Source organism: Halobacillus ihumii (assembly GCF_902726645.1).
GTDB lineage: Bacteria > Bacillota > Bacilli > Bacillales > Halobacillaceae > Halobacillus_A > Halobacillus_A ihumii.
The window spans coordinates 29535-44581 of the sequence record NZ_CACVAO010000001.1 but is presented as its reverse complement, the minus strand read 5'-3'; the positions used below and the strand labels follow the sequence as shown (position 1 = coordinate 44581).

General features: G+C 38.2%; 17 protein-coding genes. 8 read left to right on the top strand and 9 right to left on the bottom strand.

Annotated elements, in window-relative coordinates:
• The first annotated feature begins 55 nt into the window (after positions 1-55).
• Together G6R08_RS00220 and G6R08_RS00215 are read left to right on the top strand one after the other, a co-directional pair.
• Positions 56-1060, top strand: a complete 1005-nt coding sequence (locus G6R08_RS00220; RefSeq protein ID WP_163526157.1) for an LLM class flavin-dependent oxidoreductase — start codon at positions 56-58, stop codon at positions 1058-1060.
• Positions 1061-1119: 59 nt separating this feature from the next.
• Positions 1120-1983 (top strand): CvfB family protein, encoded by an 864-nt coding sequence (locus G6R08_RS00215; RefSeq protein WP_163526156.1) that lies wholly within the window; start codon positions 1120-1122, stop codon positions 1981-1983.
• Positions 1984-2141: 158 nt separating this feature from the next.
• On the opposite strand, the gene G6R08_RS00210 is transcribed toward G6R08_RS00215, so the two are convergent.
• Entirely contained in the window at positions 2142-2471 is a 330-nt protein-coding gene (locus tag G6R08_RS00210; RefSeq protein WP_163526155.1) for a four-helix bundle copper-binding protein, read from the bottom strand.
• A gap of 58 nt (positions 2472-2529) precedes the next feature.
• Positions 2530-3186 (bottom strand): DUF4396 domain-containing protein, encoded by a 657-nt coding sequence (locus G6R08_RS00205; RefSeq protein ID WP_163526154.1) that lies wholly within the window; start codon positions 3184-3186, stop codon positions 2530-2532.
• A 152-nt stretch (positions 3187-3338) separates the two neighbouring features.
• On the opposite strand from G6R08_RS00205, the gene G6R08_RS00200 reads away from it, so the two are divergent.
• From G6R08_RS00200 to G6R08_RS00185, 4 genes are all read left to right on the top strand, one after another.
• Complete coding sequence (locus tag G6R08_RS00200) at positions 3339-3656, top strand: metal-sensing transcriptional repressor (RefSeq protein ID WP_079530046.1); 318 nt, start codon at positions 3339-3341, stop codon at positions 3654-3656.
• Positions 3657-3675: 19 nt separating this feature from the next.
• A complete protein-coding gene (locus tag G6R08_RS00195) occupies positions 3676-6069 on the top strand; it encodes a heavy metal translocating P-type ATPase (RefSeq protein WP_163526153.1) in 2394 nt (797 codons plus the stop codon).
• 22 nt (positions 6070-6091) lie between these two features.
• Positions 6092-6298 carry a copper chaperone CopZ gene (gene copZ / locus G6R08_RS00190; RefSeq protein WP_163526152.1) on the top strand — a complete coding sequence of 69 codons (207 nt, stop codon included), beginning with the start codon at positions 6092-6094 and terminating at the stop codon, positions 6296-6298.
• Positions 6299-6418: 120 nt separating this feature from the next.
• On the top strand, positions 6419-7009 hold the full coding sequence (locus G6R08_RS00185) for a nitroreductase family protein (protein ID WP_163526151.1): 591 nt from the start codon (positions 6419-6421) through the stop codon (positions 7007-7009).
• A gap of 56 nt (positions 7010-7065) precedes the next feature.
• Here the strand turns inward: G6R08_RS00185 and G6R08_RS00180 are convergent, their stop codons facing one another.
• Both G6R08_RS00180 and G6R08_RS00175 read right to left on the bottom strand, forming a co-directional pair.
• Positions 7066-8052, bottom strand: coding sequence for an ABC transporter substrate-binding protein (locus G6R08_RS00180; protein ID WP_240339792.1), 987 nt, complete (start codon positions 8050-8052; stop codon positions 7066-7068).
• Between the two features lie 214 nt (positions 8053-8266).
• Positions 8267-8671 (bottom strand): ABC transporter substrate-binding protein, encoded by a 405-nt coding sequence (locus G6R08_RS00175; protein WP_205439375.1) that lies wholly within the window; start codon positions 8669-8671, stop codon positions 8267-8269.
• A gap of 162 nt (positions 8672-8833) precedes the next feature.
• Here G6R08_RS00175 and G6R08_RS00170 point away from each other — a divergent pair, with 162 nt between their 5' ends.
• On the top strand, positions 8834-9631 hold the full coding sequence (locus G6R08_RS00170; protein ID WP_163526150.1) for an LAGLIDADG family homing endonuclease: 798 nt from the start codon (positions 8834-8836) through the stop codon (positions 9629-9631).
• A 137-nt stretch (positions 9632-9768) separates the two neighbouring features.
• Here G6R08_RS00170 and G6R08_RS00165 read toward each other — a convergent pair whose 3' ends face one another.
• Positions 9769-10848: a citrate/2-methylcitrate synthase gene (locus tag G6R08_RS00165; protein WP_163526149.1), complete on the bottom strand. Its 1080-nt coding sequence runs from the start codon at positions 10846-10848 to the stop codon at positions 9769-9771.
• A gap of 99 nt (positions 10849-10947) precedes the next feature.
• On the opposite strand from G6R08_RS00165, the gene G6R08_RS00160 reads away from it, so the two are divergent.
• Positions 10948-11829 (top strand): LysR family transcriptional regulator, encoded by an 882-nt coding sequence (locus G6R08_RS00160; protein ID WP_163526148.1) that lies wholly within the window; start codon positions 10948-10950, stop codon positions 11827-11829.
• On the opposite strand, the gene G6R08_RS00155 is transcribed toward G6R08_RS00160, so the two are convergent.
• The 4 genes from G6R08_RS00155 to G6R08_RS00140 all read right to left on the bottom strand — a co-directional run bounded on the left by G6R08_RS00155 (position 11821) and on the right by G6R08_RS00140 (position 14984).
• On the bottom strand, positions 11821-12789 hold the full coding sequence (locus tag G6R08_RS00155) for a nucleoside hydrolase (RefSeq protein ID WP_163526147.1): 969 nt from the start codon (positions 12787-12789) through the stop codon (positions 11821-11823). The genes G6R08_RS00160 and G6R08_RS00155 overlap by 9 nt on opposite strands.
• 154 nt (positions 12790-12943) lie before the next feature.
• Positions 12944-13789, bottom strand: a complete 846-nt coding sequence (locus tag G6R08_RS00150; protein WP_240339621.1) for a GNAT family N-acetyltransferase — start codon at positions 13787-13789, stop codon at positions 12944-12946.
• A gap of 58 nt (positions 13790-13847) precedes the next feature.
• Entirely contained in the window at positions 13848-14324 is a 477-nt protein-coding gene (locus tag G6R08_RS00145; protein ID WP_163526146.1) for a GNAT family N-acetyltransferase, read from the bottom strand.
• Between the two features lie 177 nt (positions 14325-14501).
• Positions 14502-14984, bottom strand: a complete 483-nt coding sequence (locus tag G6R08_RS00140; RefSeq protein WP_163526145.1) for a hypothetical protein — start codon at positions 14982-14984, stop codon at positions 14502-14504.
• Positions 14985-15047 lie beyond the last annotated feature (63 nt).

Here is a 15047-nt window from a genome sequence, read left to right as displayed (position 1 = left end):
TGAAATATACCCGTACATACTAGTACTAGTGTAAAGAAATAAAAGGGGAATCATTATGAAGTTAAGTGTGCTAGACCAAAGTCCGATCTCAAAGGGCCAAACAGCTGAAGATGCACTGCAGCATTCCATCGAATTGGCTCAATGGGCAGAGTCACTGGGATATCATAGGTACTGGGTTGCTGAACATCACAACACAAATGGCTTAGCTGTTAGTTCTCCTGAAATTATGATAACCAGAATAGCTTCTCAAACTTCTAGAATCCGCCTTGGCTCCGGTGGCGTTCTCTTACCGCAATACAGCCCGCTCAAGGTAGCCGAAACTTTTAAAGTATTGGAAGCTTTATTTCCTGGCCGGATTGATTTAGGATTAGGCCGATCACCTGGGGGAGGTCAGAGAACGAGAGCAGCGCTAACAGATGGGGTGAATAAACCGTTAAGTTCTTTTTCGAGACAGGTGAAGGAATTACAATGGTTTTTGAATGGCACCATACCAAAAACACACGACTACTATGGAGTTTCAGCTCGACCTCATACAACGACTAATCCTGATATTTGGGTATTGGGCCTCTCTGAACGCGGAGCAAGACACGCGGCTATTAATGGGACAGGTTTTACATTTGGACACTTTATTAATCCTGCACATGCTGTTGAGGCTCTGACTGAATATCGTGAAAAGTTTAAACCTTCAGAAGGGTTACAACATCCAAAAGTAAATGCGTGTGTATTCGTTGTTTGTGCCGAGACAATGAAAGAGGCAGAAGAACTTGCGTTGAGTCAGGATATGTGGCTTTTACAAGTAGAGAAGGGGTTGGAAACTCGCGTCCCCTCTATAGAAGAAGTAAAGAATCATACCTTTACAGCCAGGGAACTTGAAAAAATAACACGTAATCGGCAAAGAGCGATTATTGGTACGCCGGAGAAAGTTTATCAAGAGCTTTTAAGATTAAAAAATGATTATCAAACTGATGAATTTCTTATTATTACGAATATCTTTGATTTTAACGCCAAGAAACGGTCTTACCAGCTACTGGCAGACTATATAGCTGAAAGAGAGAAATAACTATTTCGATATGCGTAGGTTCTGAACTAAAAAAACAGAATGGAAAAGCAGGTGTAGATATGAAAGAGTCTATAATTGGTACAATCCAATCCATGAACGTAGCAAAAAGGATAGCTGAAGGATTTATAATCAGCAAAGATGAGGAAGAAGTTTTACTTCCACATGATCAAGTAAATAAAGAAATTGAGGAAGTAGGAGAAAGTGTAACCGTTTTTGTTTATGCGAACAGAAATAAGGCGCTGACTGCAACAATGTTTTTGCCTGAAGTCCGTTTAGACACCTATGGCTGGGCAGAGGTAGAAGAAGTGGTGAGTAACCTGGGTGCGTTCGTGAACATTGGAGTGGATAAAGAGTTCCTTGTGTCCAAAGACCACTTGCCGGCACTGAAAGGTGCCTGGCCCAAAACAGGAGATTGGTTATTTGTAAGTTTAGAGAAAGATAAGAAAGGAAGAGTTTTCGCAGAACCCATTTCAGAAGGGGAAGTACTAGAGGACCTTACTATTGCTCCAAAAACTTTAGTAAATGAAACCATTGTAGGTCGTGTTTATCGATCTACTAAAGCTGGTTCTTTTGTTCTTACAGAAGAAGGTTATCGTGGATTTATTCACCCTTTTGAACGGAAAGTCGAACCCCGATTAGGCGAAACTATAGAAGGACGAGTAATCGATGTGAAAGATGATGGTACTTTAAATCTTTCATTACGGCCTTTAAAACAGTATAGTATGGACCCTGATGCGGAACAAATATACGATTATCTAGTTGAACATGACGGCGTAATGCCGTACACCGATAAAAGCCAGCCCGATGAAATCAGAGACACTTTCCATATTAGTAAATCAGCTTTTAAAAGAGCCCTTGGGAAGCTCATGAAAGAAGGTAAAGTCGTACAATCAGATGGCCAAACTGTTATAAAACATGATTAGAGATAAGTCTTGGTGGTCCTGAAGCAGAGGTTGTCAGCGTTCATTCGAACACCATTTTGGATCGCGGTCGCTGACAGCAATCAATTAAAAACAGCTTCCTCAGGTGTTCTCGGTAAAAAATCTGACAGGGTCGTATTTTCCTGTCAGATTTTTAACTCTTATGAAACGAGCTTCTCACACTCATCCGCACACTTTCTACATGCCTCTGAACACGCCTGACAATGATCGTGGTCGTGTTTAGCACATTCCTCTCCACAATCACGGCAAGCTGCAATACAAAGATGTGCGATTTCTTTTACATAAGGTGTATTTCGTGTGAGGGACTGTTCAAAAAACGAGCAAATATCAGCACATTCACGATCTTTTCGAATACATTCACTCATTGCTTTTACGTGATCTTCCTTAAGGCATGAGCTAAAACAATGATTACAAGCTTCCATACATTCATGAAGTACTTCAATTAAACTTTGGTATTGTTGGTGACTCATTAAGATACCCTCCTATAGTATGTTTTGTATTACTATATCCTACTTAGAAAAATTAAAACTACATTTCTTCTTTAATTCCTCTTTTAACTAATAACCAATTGGCAGGGTAGCTAGTTAGAAACCCTAAAACCATGGCAATTTGCATCATAAACCAGTAAGTAGGTTGATTTGGCTTTGGAGGTTCCGTAAAAATCAAGAAATGAACAATGGCCATCCATCCGAACATGCCTATTTCAAATGCAAGTAAAGAAAAGGAATCGGCCTTAATTGCTTCTTTTATCGATCCTATGATACCCTGCTTTTTATTCATTGGATAGATCGCATAAAATTGAAAAATAATACCGAACACATAGGCTAAAATAAATTCAACTGTATAATGAGCAAATAAAGTTGACCCTGCAATAGTCATGGCTGTTAAAGCAACAATGGGTACACCTACAGCATCCCCCAAGGTACAGCCTGCTGAACAATGACTTGTGGACACGAATACCTTTGCGGATCTGCCTCGATTGTCCTCGAGTTCGAGGTTTTTAGCTTTTAGCCGCCCCCATTTAAAATAAGTCCATAAAGCGAAAGGCCCAAAGAATAAACCATTAATGGGCCATACTACATTCATGATTGTCATCATTTGTGGATGTTTGATAATATCCATGATAACAATTAAGGAACTTATCACTCCTATTCCTAATGCGATCCATGAAATAACCTCTAACATCTAATCACCTCTCATCTGACTTACGATGTTTATATACCCCGTATCAGTATTAAGTTAAACTTCAATAGTCATTAAAATACATAGTTTTAATTTGTTGACTGATAATACCTGTATGGGGTATATTATATGTAGATAAGAAAGGAGCGTCATAAATGGATGAGCATACATTACCTGAAAATAGTGGAAAACAACCATTAACTCCAAGGACAGATGATGAAAAACAGGCTGTTATCAATCGTCTGAAACGAATTGAAGGTCAAGTACGGGGCATCCAAAAGATGGTAGAAAATGATCGCTATTGTGTGGATGTCCTTGTACAAATTTCAGCTATAAATAATGCCTTAAACAAGGTAGGGTATTCCTTGTTAGAAAGACACACCCATCATTGCGTTGCCGGTGCCATAAAAAAGGGTGAAGGCGAAGAAGCTATTGATGAGCTAATGAAAGTTATTCAGCAGTTCTCCAAGTAAAAAAAAGGGGGGATGGCTCGTGAGTGAACAAAAGAAAATAAATGTCGGAATTACCGGCATGACCTGCGCCGCCTGTTCTACAAGAATAGAAAAGGTACTTAACAAAACAGAAGGAATCGAGGCGCAAGTCAATTTAGCTATGGAAAACGCCACCATTCAATATGACCCTAGTCAAACTGATCCTGACATGATCGAGGAGCGAATCAATAAGCTTGGTTACGGTGTTGAGAAAGAAACCGTTGAGCTGGATATTACCGGTATGACCTGTGCTGCCTGCTCAACAAGAATCGAGAAAGTTTTAAACAAAATGGATGGAGTCGAGCAGGCATCTGTTAACTTGGCCAATGAAACAGGGCAGGTGGAATACCGCTCTGGATTATTGGAGATAGAGGATATCATCGCACGAATACAAAAATTAGGTTATGATGCGGAACTTAGTGGAGATCGTGAAAGCAAGCAATCCCATAAAGAGCAGCAGATCAAACAGCAAAGGATAAAACTACTGATTTCCGCTGTACTATCACTACCGCTTTTAATGACGATGGCAGATCATTTGTTCGGTTTACCATTGCCTCATGCTTTCATGAATCCATGGCTTCAATTAGCGTTAGCAACACCCGTTCAGTTTGTCATCGGTTGGCAGTTTTACAAAGGCGCGTATAAAAACCTTTCCAACAAGACAGCAAATATGGACGTTTTAGTTGCGCTTGGTACTAGTGCTGCTTATTTCTATAGTGTAGCCGAATTGATTAGATTTTTAATTAATCCCAATGTTGTACCTAATCTCTACTTTGAAACGAGCGCCGTCTTAATTACACTAATCCTTTTAGGTAAATATTTTGAAACTGTTGCAAAAGGGCGTACTACCCAGGCGATTTCAGGACTATTAAACCTTCAGGCTAAAGAAGCCACAGTACTGAAAAATGGAAAAGAAATCAGTCTACCTGTTGATCAAGTTCAAGTTGATGATCTTGTACTCGTTAAGCCAGGAGAAAAATTCCCAGTCGATGGAATCATTGTGGAAGGCAGAACTACTGCAGATGAATCCATGATTACCGGGGAGTCTCTTCCTGTAGAAAAGTCAATAAATGACCAGGTTATTGGATCAACGATTAACAAAAATGGAACGGTCCGGATGAGAACAACCAAGGTGGGTAAAGATACTGCACTGTCCAATATTATAAAAGTTGTAGAAGAGGCCCAAGGTTCTAAGGCACCGATTCAGCGACTGGCTGATATCATTTCAGGATATTTTGTGCCGATTGTTGTTGGAATTGCCGCGTTAACCTTTATCCTTTGGATTACTGTGATCAGCCCGGGTGACTTAGCTTTAGCACTTGAAGCGTCCATCGCTGTGTTAGTTATCGCTTGCCCTTGTGCTCTTGGCTTAGCCACACCAACTTCTGTTATGGTAGGTACGGGGAAAGGTGCTGAAATGGGGATCTTATATAAAGGCGGCGAATATCTCGAGACGACCCACAAGCTTGAAACCATTGTTTTTGATAAAACTGGAACTATTACCAAAGGGGAACCAGAGGTAACCGATTTTCTTAAGGAGAATGAACGAGTTCTTAACCTGTTAGTGAGCGCGGAGGCTCAATCAGAACATCCTCTTGCAGATGCAATTGTGAAATATGGTCGCGCAAACAATAGTGAACTGCTGCAAGTAGATCAGTTCGAAGCTATACCTGGATATGGTATTACAGCTGACATTCAAGACGAACGAGTTCTCGTGGGAACAAGAAAATTAATGGAGAAAGAACGAATTGATTTTTCCAAGTATGAAACAACGATGGAACAATGGGAGTCTCAAGGGAAAACGGCTATGCTAATTGCTGTTAATAATGAAACAGCAGGTGTAATCGCCGTCGCCGACCAAGTAAAACCAGAGTCAAAAGAAGCTTTAACGACATTAAAAAGCTTGGGTTTGGAATTGATTATGTTAACGGGTGACAACGAAAGAACAGCTCAGGCTATCGCTGAGGAAGTGGGAATTGATCGCGTTATAGCTGGAGTCGTCCCTGAAGAGAAGGCATACCATATTGATCAAATCAAGCAGCAGGGCAAGCGTGTAGCAATGGTGGGAGATGGCATTAATGATGCACCAGCTCTCGCTACTGCTGATATTGGGATCGCTATAGGTACAGGAACTGATGTAGCTATTGAAACAGCTGATCTCACCATCTTAGGTGGTGATCTGAATTTAATTGCTAAGGCGATTGAACTTAGTACAAAAACGATGAAGAATATTCGCCAAAATTTATTCTGGGCCTTGTTTTATAATTCAGCTGGTATTCCTATTGCAGCTGCCGGATTACTAGCTCCATGGTTAGCAGGAGCAGCAATGGCATTTAGCTCAGTAAGTGTTGTAAGTAATTCATTACGTTTGAAACGAGTCAAAATTCAAAAATGATCAAGAAAGAAGGAAATTTATCATGCAAACTAAAACGATACAAGTTGAAGGAATGACATGTGCGCATTGTGAAAAAGCTGTTAAAGGAGCACTTAAAGAATTAAATGGTGTGGAAAGTGTGTACGTTGATCTTGAAACAGGTAAAGTAAATGTCACTTACGAAGACGGTATTAGTGAATCTGAAATGAATGAAGCGATTGAGGACCAAGGATACGACGTCGTTTCTTAAAAAATAGATATTAGTAGTTGAAAGGGTTCATGTATAGTAAACTATATGTGAATCCTTTTTCATATGAATCAATCATATACTAACAATATACAAGAAATACCTTTTGAGGAGGATATCATAATGGACGTATTAGAAGCTATCAAAACAAGAAGAAGTGTGGGGCTAGTTTCAGATAAACCTGTTCCTCAAGAATTATTAGAGCAAATTCTCGAGGCCGGAACTTGGGCTCCATGTCATCACAGAACTGAGCCTTGGCGCTTTTTTGTACTAACTGGTGAGGGAAGGAAACCATTAGGAGAAGTATTAGCAAAAATTGCTGAAAAAGATATGGACGATCCATCAACAGAAGTTAATCAGAAGAAATTAGCTAAAAGAATGAAAAAGCCATTCCGAGCCCCCGCTGTAATTGTGGTGGCTGCTGAGCCCGCGGACGACCCGAAAGTAATTGCTAAAGAAGAATATGGTGCTGTGTATTCATCTATTCAAAATATGCTTTTAACTGCTCATGCACTAGGTTTGGGAGGGTTTTGGAGAACAGGAAAGCCAACGTATGATCCACTGATGAAAGAATTGTTCGGACTCCCCAAAGACGGAGAGGTATTAGGTTTTCTTTATATTGGATATCCAGAAAAAGATGTACCTGCAAGTGCTCGAAAACACTTTAATGATGTAACGAAGTGGGTTTCAACAAAAGAGGGTTTGAAAGGATAGATTCAATTTTTTAAAAGGAGGCGGTCACTATAAAGTGGCCGCCTCCTTTTCATAGATTATCTTCTTCGCGACCAATGCATTTCTCCAACTTCTGTTTCGGCAAGCTCAAAGGTAGTTCGGTAAGGCTTAAAGTCAACATGTCTATTTACGGCGTAGAGCTTGTGCGGCACGCATAAAAATAGTGATAAAGCATTTTGATATACAAATCGATCTACATCTTTTGCTGCCGCAAGTAACTCCTTACGCCGAATTTGACTTACCATCTCTCTATAGACTTCATCAAATTCTGGCAGTTCCGGCCCTGTTCGAAGGGCTCCGTCAAAACCAAAAAGTTCTCTGTGAAAAAAAGCAGGAGTCCCTTCATAAAATTGTGTTGTCGCACTTGCTATTAAAATATCCCATCCTGGAGTGAGTTTCTTTTCAGCGACTACCCGTATCCATTTCGTTTCTTCTTGTACTGGAATAACTATAGTTTCAACCCAAATGGATAAAGTTTCTTCTATTTGGGCAGCCACGGCCAGTAATAGATTTTCATGTTTCTTAAAGGCTACTATTTTTAAAGGTCTGGATTTTGGATAACTTGAGCTTTCAAATAGCTGGCGGGATTGTTGTCTGCTATACATAATCGGTTCTAACTCCTCTGGGAAATCATATGCCCATGGCGGCGTTAATGCAGGGGTGAGTGTCGCATATCCTCCGTACACATTCTGAATAATATCATCGCGTCGAATAGCCATATTTATGGCCATACGCAGATTATAGTCGTCCAAGTCAACATCAGATTGAAACCGATTAAAGATCCCTGTAACTACTTCATTCCCTTCTGAAGTAACCAATTTAGCATAAGGTGAGGATTCAACCTGTTGCACATCCTTAGGGGTCAGTTCAGTTACTAAATCCACATATCCCTCTGTTGTCGTACAAAGACGTAACGCCTCTGTTTTTGAAAAATGATTACGGAAAACGACTTTGTTTAATCGCGGTCCCCGGCTCGGATTACGATAGTTAGCGTTAGCATCTAAAGTGACGTAAGGTGTTCGCAGCTCTTTTTCAGTGAGCCATGTTGCAGCTAAAGGATCTTTATTAATAAAAGCAATCGTATTTTCAATGGAGGAATGACCCTCTGATAAAACAAATGGACCGGTACCCCACGGGCCGGCAGCGTCAAGTACTCACCAATGGCCTTCCCCGGTACCAAGTTTTTGATATCCAAAGCCAAGATTATCCCAAAACAAAAATTCGCGAAATGTGCAGCCCTTAACTTTGCCACAGCCAGCCCATCTCGTTTTGGAAAATTAATTGTACAGTGTGAGAATCAATGATGTCTAAAGAAGCCGGTTTGAAAAAATTAAGGAAGGACCCAGGAGGGTGGGGGACTAACCAGCGCAGCAGTTCATGAATGCTCTTGTTAACGATGTCTGCCGTAAATTGTTCACCATTCTGAAATGTAACTCCATCCTTAAGTTTTAGTTCTAAAACGGTATCGTTAACCCACTGATACTCAGCAAGGGAAGGAATAATGGCTCCTGAGCGATCTGCTCTGACTGCTTCTTCCATTGTATTGTATAGGATATATAACCAGTTCAATGGCGATGGATCAACTACATAAATCATACCTTCAGGTGTGCTTGATGTAGAACGTACTTCTTGGGTTTCTTTCAAAAAATCACCTCTGTTTACCATTTATACTCGATACAAGGGAAGGTTAGACCTCAAGGAATAATTGGAGTAAAGAAAGTTTTTAGAAAACTACTTACAATTATTATCCCAAAGGGAACATATATTCGGTATAATGATATAAATAAGAGGAGGGAGCCGAATTTCATGAATGAACAGTCTAAAAGTAGGCCTAGAACAAAAAGAACATTGTCTAATGAAGAGGTTATAAGGCTTTATAATATGGGGAAAAGGACGGAGGATATTGCAAAAAAAGCCAATGTTTCCGCTAGATATATTAGAATGATCCTAAAAAAGGAAAATATTTCGAAAAGGCCTCACGGGAGTTGGAAACGCCGCTATACGGTTAATGAAGATTACTTTAAAACCTGGTCCAATAACATGGCGTACATTTTAGGGTTCTTTGCTGCCGATGGTATTGTTCCAAAAGATATTCAATCTATTAGTATCGCTCAAAAAGAAAAAAGGATCTTAGAGAAAATAAAGTTAGAAATGAAATCAAACCATCCAATTATACAAAGTAAAACAACAAAAATATACATCCTCACATTGAACAGTAAAATTATGAAAACAGATATAATGGAATTACACAATATAAAACCAAAGAAGTCATTAGATTTAAAGTTTCCTCATGTCCCGAAGCAATACCTTTCACATTTTGTTAGAGGATACTTTGATGGTGACGGCTGCATTTACGAACAAAAAGAATTCGTAAATATAGTAGGGGGGTCATTAAATTTCATGGAATCTCTTTTCGATATTCTTGTTATCAAAAGGATTGAGCCCATTTTCAAATCTTTCGATACACACTATCGTTTATATATAAGTGGGTATGAAAACGTTAAACGATTTTCTGACTGGATATACAAAGATAAAGGACTTTACTTAGAAAGAAAATATATTCGGTTTACTGAAAATAGACTATATGAAATTGAAAATAAGTGATGGAAAGTAAGAATTATATAATTTACATTTTATTTTTTCGAGTAGACATAACATATATTATAGGTACTCATTAAATTAAATCATATTCTGTCTCATAATCTAAGTAAACTTATGATAATGAGACAGAATAATAAATTTTAGTTATGGTTTAGAAACTTAGCTTCAGGTCTGAAAATCGTATTATTTCTCGATTGCTCTATAATGTGCGCAGTCCAACCGACGATTCGACTGCAACAAAAAATCGGTGTGAATAATTCTGCCGGAATGCCAATGGCTTTCATTAACGATGCGGCGTAATATTCTACGTTCGCATATAGTTTTCGGCCAGGTTTTAAATCATTCAGCCATTGAACAGTTTCTTTTTCTATTTTTAATGTAAAATCAATCCAATTTGGTTTAGGCTCAATAGTTAGTAACTTTGCTTTTAACGCTTCAGCTCTAGGATCTTTTGCTTTATATACTCGATGGCCAAATCCCATTACTTTTTCATCATTGGCCAACTTTACTTTGATTATTTCCTCAACAGATTTTTGTTTTACTTCATCAATATAATCTAGTACTCCAGTTGGCGCGCCTCCATGTAATGGTCCTTTTAAAGCCCCGATTGCAGCCGTTATGCCAGAATAGATATCACTTTGAGTAGATGTAACGACCCTTCCAGAAAATGTAGAAGCATTCATTCCATGTTCTGCAGTCAAGATCATATATGTCTCAAGTGCTTGAACCTCTTCTTTTGTTTTTCTTTCGGCAAATAACATATAAAGGAAATTCCCAACATGATCTAATTGATAATCTGGTTCTATTGTCTCAAGGTTCATCTTTTTACGATAACTATAAGCAACGATCGTAGGCAGTTTCGCTAACAGCCGGTAAGCTTCATGGGTTTGAATCGGCCACCGATCTTCTGAATCATCTAAGAAAGAAACAGCTGAACGAATGGTTGCTGTAATTGATTGTTTCTTAACTAAGTGGTCAATCCATTTCTTCATTTCACTGCTAATACTTCGTTCTTTTGTCAGTACTTTTTTCAGTGATTGTAACTCGTTAGAATTCGGAAACTTTCCTTTCATTAAGAAGTAACTAATTTCTTCAAAGCTATAGCTCCCTACTAAATCATGAACGGACTGATCACGATAATACAACTCCCCTTTTTCACCATTTATTTGACTCAAACACGTTTCCACAGCAGTAACACCTTTTAAACCAGGGTTAAACATAATATCCCCTCCTCTCTTTTTATTGTAAGATAGAAGTATCATAATAAAAATTAAGTAATGATGATGAATTTAATAAGCATTACTTATAGGAGGAGTCAAATGGAAATAAAATGGTTAAACACTTTTTCAATAGCTGCGGAAGAGCTTAATTATAGGAAAACTGCTGAGAAACTTTACATCACTCAACCGGCAGTAAGTCTTCATATCAGACAGCTTGAGGAGGAATTGCAGGAAACACTGTTTGAGAAAAAAGGCAGGCATATTCAACTCACTGAGTTTGGAAGAATATTTCGTATCGAAGCAATGAGCCTTATACAAAATTACGAAAATGTCTTACAAAAGATGAAAAGTGTTAAACAAGGGTATCATAAAACATTTACAATTGGGATGACTTCATTATTAATTGATAGTATTTTTCCAAGTATCATCCGTAGATATCAGGAGAAAAACCACGACATAGAACTGGCCATTCAAGTTACCGAATCCTCTCAATTACAAAAGATGATTGAAGATGATCAAATAGATATTGCTTTTTCTTGCTTACCCAGCAGCAGTGGCAGCTTATTTTGCAAAAAGTTGTTTAGTGATTCGATCACTTTGGCAGTCCCTCATGATGGTTATGATTCAGAGACGGCCCCACCTTTAGACCCTTATGGGCTTATGAACCAATCCATCATTTTCACACATCACCATCCTGGATACTGGGATTTGTTAAAAAGGGAAATTCAAAGATATGTTCCCTCCTCCAGGTTTCTTAGGATTACTCAGTCACATGCTGCCAAAAGATTTATACAAGAAGGTATGGGCATCTCCTTTCTTCCCTCGTTCGCCATCAACAGGGAAATACAAGAGGGCCGAATGCTGGCAATTGATACCCCATTCCTCGATTTACCATCGTGCAGCATTTATTCGTTACATAAATATGACCATTCTTATGAAGAAGAATTCCTAGCTTTTGTAAACAGTTTTTTACTAGCTTGAATTCTTGGAGTTGAATGGCTGCCCTGTCATGATGCTCATAAAATCATTAAAAAACTTTGGATAATCTAAGTCGAAGGCTATTCGGTGTGGTCTGTCTAATTCATCAGATTCAGCCATATCACTTTCCATAAAATTTGCAATGCTTTGTCCTCTTTGGATTTCTTCGGTAGCTTCGACGATATGAATGGGAAAGGTTTCGTATGTGAACAAATCATCCCTTATCGATGCCATAACTGTAAGAACATCATGTACTGGGCTGCCCGGGATATCTGGATTACTTTCTTTATAAAAATCATAATAGTAATCTAACAATGGTTTAATGATTTTTGTTTTACCTTTATAAGCAATATAGTCCACCATTTCCGGAGTTACAATCGCTTGTTGAGTTACGTTTAGTGGGATAATAGTTGCGTTGTGAGCATACCTGAGTACAATTTGAACGGCAATAGGATCTCCATAAAAATTAGCTTCTGACACAGCTGTTACATTACCAGGTACCCAAAAGGCACCCCCCATAATATAAAAACCATCCACTTTTTTCATAAGAGATCGGTACAGGATAAACATTGTAGCAAGAGAAGTAAGCCTTCCAATATTTACAATAATGAGGTCATCTTGATATTTCTCTATTAGTTTCACGATCTCAAAAAAGTTTTCACTCTCGCCCTCATAATCTGATGGTGTAATAGGTCCAAGACCAGATTCACCATGTACTTCTTGGGCATACATTGGATATTCACCAGTCATAGGTACTTCTGCTCCGCCAATAATAGGCGGCCCATCTTCAATTCCAAACAGATCGTATAAATAGTACACGTTATTTACAGCTGTTTCTCTGGATACATTCCCATAATCAGCAACGATTCCTACTAATTCAATATCTTTGTTGAAAAAAGAATAGATAATTGCAATCGTGTCATCAATCCCTATGTCTCCAAATAGCAAAACTTTTTGTGCCATTTAGACCACCTCGAATTAAGTTTAATAAACACCCTTTTACTATTGATGTTATCTCAATCGATTTTATGTATTTTATTTATCTAGGGTATTGAAATAATACCTTAACATTCCAAAGAACATTTCAAGAATTTAAAAAGGATTACTTAGTCGTGTATTAGTAATCCTTAGTGTTGATCGAGTTATGAGAAGGAGAATGACAGCCGAAAGTATAAGCTAGGCAGGCAAATCCATACTTTTCGAGGATCGGTCGGCTCATCGGACGAGCATCTACTGTTAGGTATTTTCGCCCGCATTCATATGCTTTTTTGGCCCTGACAGCTAACAATGTAGTGTAATAACCTTTTCCACGTTGGGAAGGTAATGTAGACCCACCCCACAAACTCGCAAAAGAGGAATTTGGTTCAATATACATCCAGGCAGCACTAACGAGGGAGCCTTCATCATATATCCCATAAAGAAATAAAGAATCTGGATCATTTTGTTTATCTTTCCAGAGTCTTTCACCTAAATCATTATGAGGTTCTCCCCATATTGTGTTCTCTAAGGCAATGATCTCTTCAATCCCTTCTTTATTGGTAATTTCTCTTATAAAAGCAGAAACTGACCATGTTAACAAATGGTGCTTTTCATTAAGTTCGAGTACCATGAGAGCCTCTTTTTCTTCCATATCAAACCCTTTATGTATAAGAAGACTTTTGAGGTTATGCGGCTGATCATAGCTATAAACTTTCCATTCGAATTCTTGGCCAAGATTATTGAAGTAATCCAATTCATAATCAATGACTTCAGAAGCGTTTTCCGCGTTTACATGGGAGCATATAATAAAGCCTTTCTCATTTTTTTGTTTGGCTACATGTCGCACAAGGTGCTCTGTGACCTCTCTCGTATAACCTGGTGTGGCGGCCTCTAGACGCAGCTCTTGATGGAAAAGAGCTAATAACTCATTCTTTTTCATTGCTAGATCACCATTTAAGTTTGTTTCCTTGTGTTTATCGTTCACACGTTTCCCCTCTTTCCCTAATTGAACTAGAAATATTTGTAGTTAACTTTTATATTCATCATGAAAGAGTCTTCCTCATATAATGACCCTCCACTTCATACCCAACTTTCTTATAAAGGGAGATAGCTCGCTTATTATGAGCGAAAACATGTAAGCGGATTTGTTTAACCTTTTCACTCTTTGCATAGTCATCAAGAGCCTTCATCGTATCTGTTCCATATCCATTACCACGCTGATCCTCATCTAACTTTATGTCATAAATAAACATTTGCTTCACACCGTCATTGGTATAAACATGCAGCCAAAGAATCCCGATTTTTTCCTCTTCCTCATATATAGAAAAAAGAATATGTTCATTAGTGTGTAATCCATTTGGCAGCAGTTCTTCAAATTGATTCTTTGCAAGTAATAGTGCATCCTCTTCCTTCCAATTACCGGCTATAACATGTTGTTCAGCATAATCTTCTAAAGAAGTTTGATAATAACTTTTAAATGTTTCTTCATTCATTGGCCTGAGATTTATCGTCATAGACATCGTCCCTCCCATTTACCGAATAGGTAAACAATGATCAATTATGTTAACCATTATTACAAGTAACATTTTACCAGAAAATTTCGATAAATATAGTTAATATAATAGGTCGTCGTTAAATTTCATCACTATTAAAAAGGTGTTTTCCAAAATAGAAAACACCCAACTTGATTATTTTATTTAACTTCGTATATCTAATATGCTATGAAGCGTTGTAAGGGCTTGTTTAACTTCTGCATCCTTTCCAGATTGGATCAAATTTAACCACGATATGCCTGGGATAAACAAAACGAAACAAATGATAATTGCGAAAATTACCCACACTGGAAATGCTGCTAAATCCTTTATCATGACGCCAAGAATTAAAGAAATCACAGCCGTGAATACCCCTATGATAAAGGGTGATGGGAAATGAATGCTACTTACTTCATCAAGATATGTAATTAATGCGGTTACTTTTATTTGTAATAACCTTTTCTCATCAATGTTTAACCTGTTTAATTCCCTATCTAACATTTCAATATCTTTGTAGAAACCCAAATCTATTTTTTCTCTAGGTTTGCTGGAAAAGTAATTTTGAAGCTCAAGAAGAAATTTTTCCGTGTCATCTATCTTTAAAATTCCGTCTATTTTAACATTACCATCCTCTCTTATTAGTTTCATCTTAACCACTCCAAATCGTGTTGTTTTATATTACCTATCAAACAAAAACCTCTTTCCTCTCAC

Bases quoted from the DNA above. Each gene is read 5' to 3' on its own strand.
- copZ (WP_163526152.1), top strand. From the start codon at position 6,092: ATGCAAACTAAAACGATACAAGTTGAAGGAATGACATGTGCGCATTGT.
- G6R08_RS00165 (WP_163526149.1), bottom strand. From the start codon at position 10,848: ATGTTTAACCCTGGTTTAAAAGGTGTTACTGCTGTGGAAACGTGTTTG.
- G6R08_RS00220 (WP_163526157.1), top strand. From the start codon at position 56: ATGAAGTTAAGTGTGCTAGACCAAAGTCCGATCTCAAAGGGCCAAACA.
- G6R08_RS00145 (WP_163526146.1), bottom strand. From the start codon at position 14,324: ATGTCTATGACGATAAATCTCAGGCCAATGAATGAAGAAACATTTAAA.
- G6R08_RS00160 (WP_163526148.1), top strand. From the start codon at position 10,948: ATGGAAATAAAATGGTTAAACACTTTTTCAATAGCTGCGGAAGAGCTT.
- G6R08_RS00200 (WP_079530046.1), top strand. From the start codon at position 3,339: ATGGATGAGCATACATTACCTGAAAATAGTGGAAAACAACCATTAACT.
- G6R08_RS00185 (WP_163526151.1), top strand. From the start codon at position 6,419: ATGGACGTATTAGAAGCTATCAAAACAAGAAGAAGTGTGGGGCTAGTT.
- G6R08_RS00205 (WP_163526154.1), bottom strand. From the start codon at position 3,186: ATGTTAGAGGTTATTTCATGGATCGCATTAGGAATAGGAGTGATAAGT.
- G6R08_RS00215 (WP_163526156.1), top strand. From the start codon at position 1,120: ATGAAAGAGTCTATAATTGGTACAATCCAATCCATGAACGTAGCAAAA.
- G6R08_RS00155 (WP_163526147.1), bottom strand. From the start codon at position 12,789: ATGGCACAAAAAGTTTTGCTATTTGGAGACATAGGGATTGATGACACG.
- G6R08_RS00170 (WP_163526150.1), top strand. From the start codon at position 8,834: ATGAATGAACAGTCTAAAAGTAGGCCTAGAACAAAAAGAACATTGTCT.
- G6R08_RS00210 (WP_163526155.1), bottom strand. From the start codon at position 2,471: ATGAGTCACCAACAATACCAAAGTTTAATTGAAGTACTTCATGAATGT.
- G6R08_RS00140 (WP_163526145.1), bottom strand. From the start codon at position 14,984: ATGAAACTAATAAGAGAGGATGGTAATGTTAAAATAGACGGAATTTTA.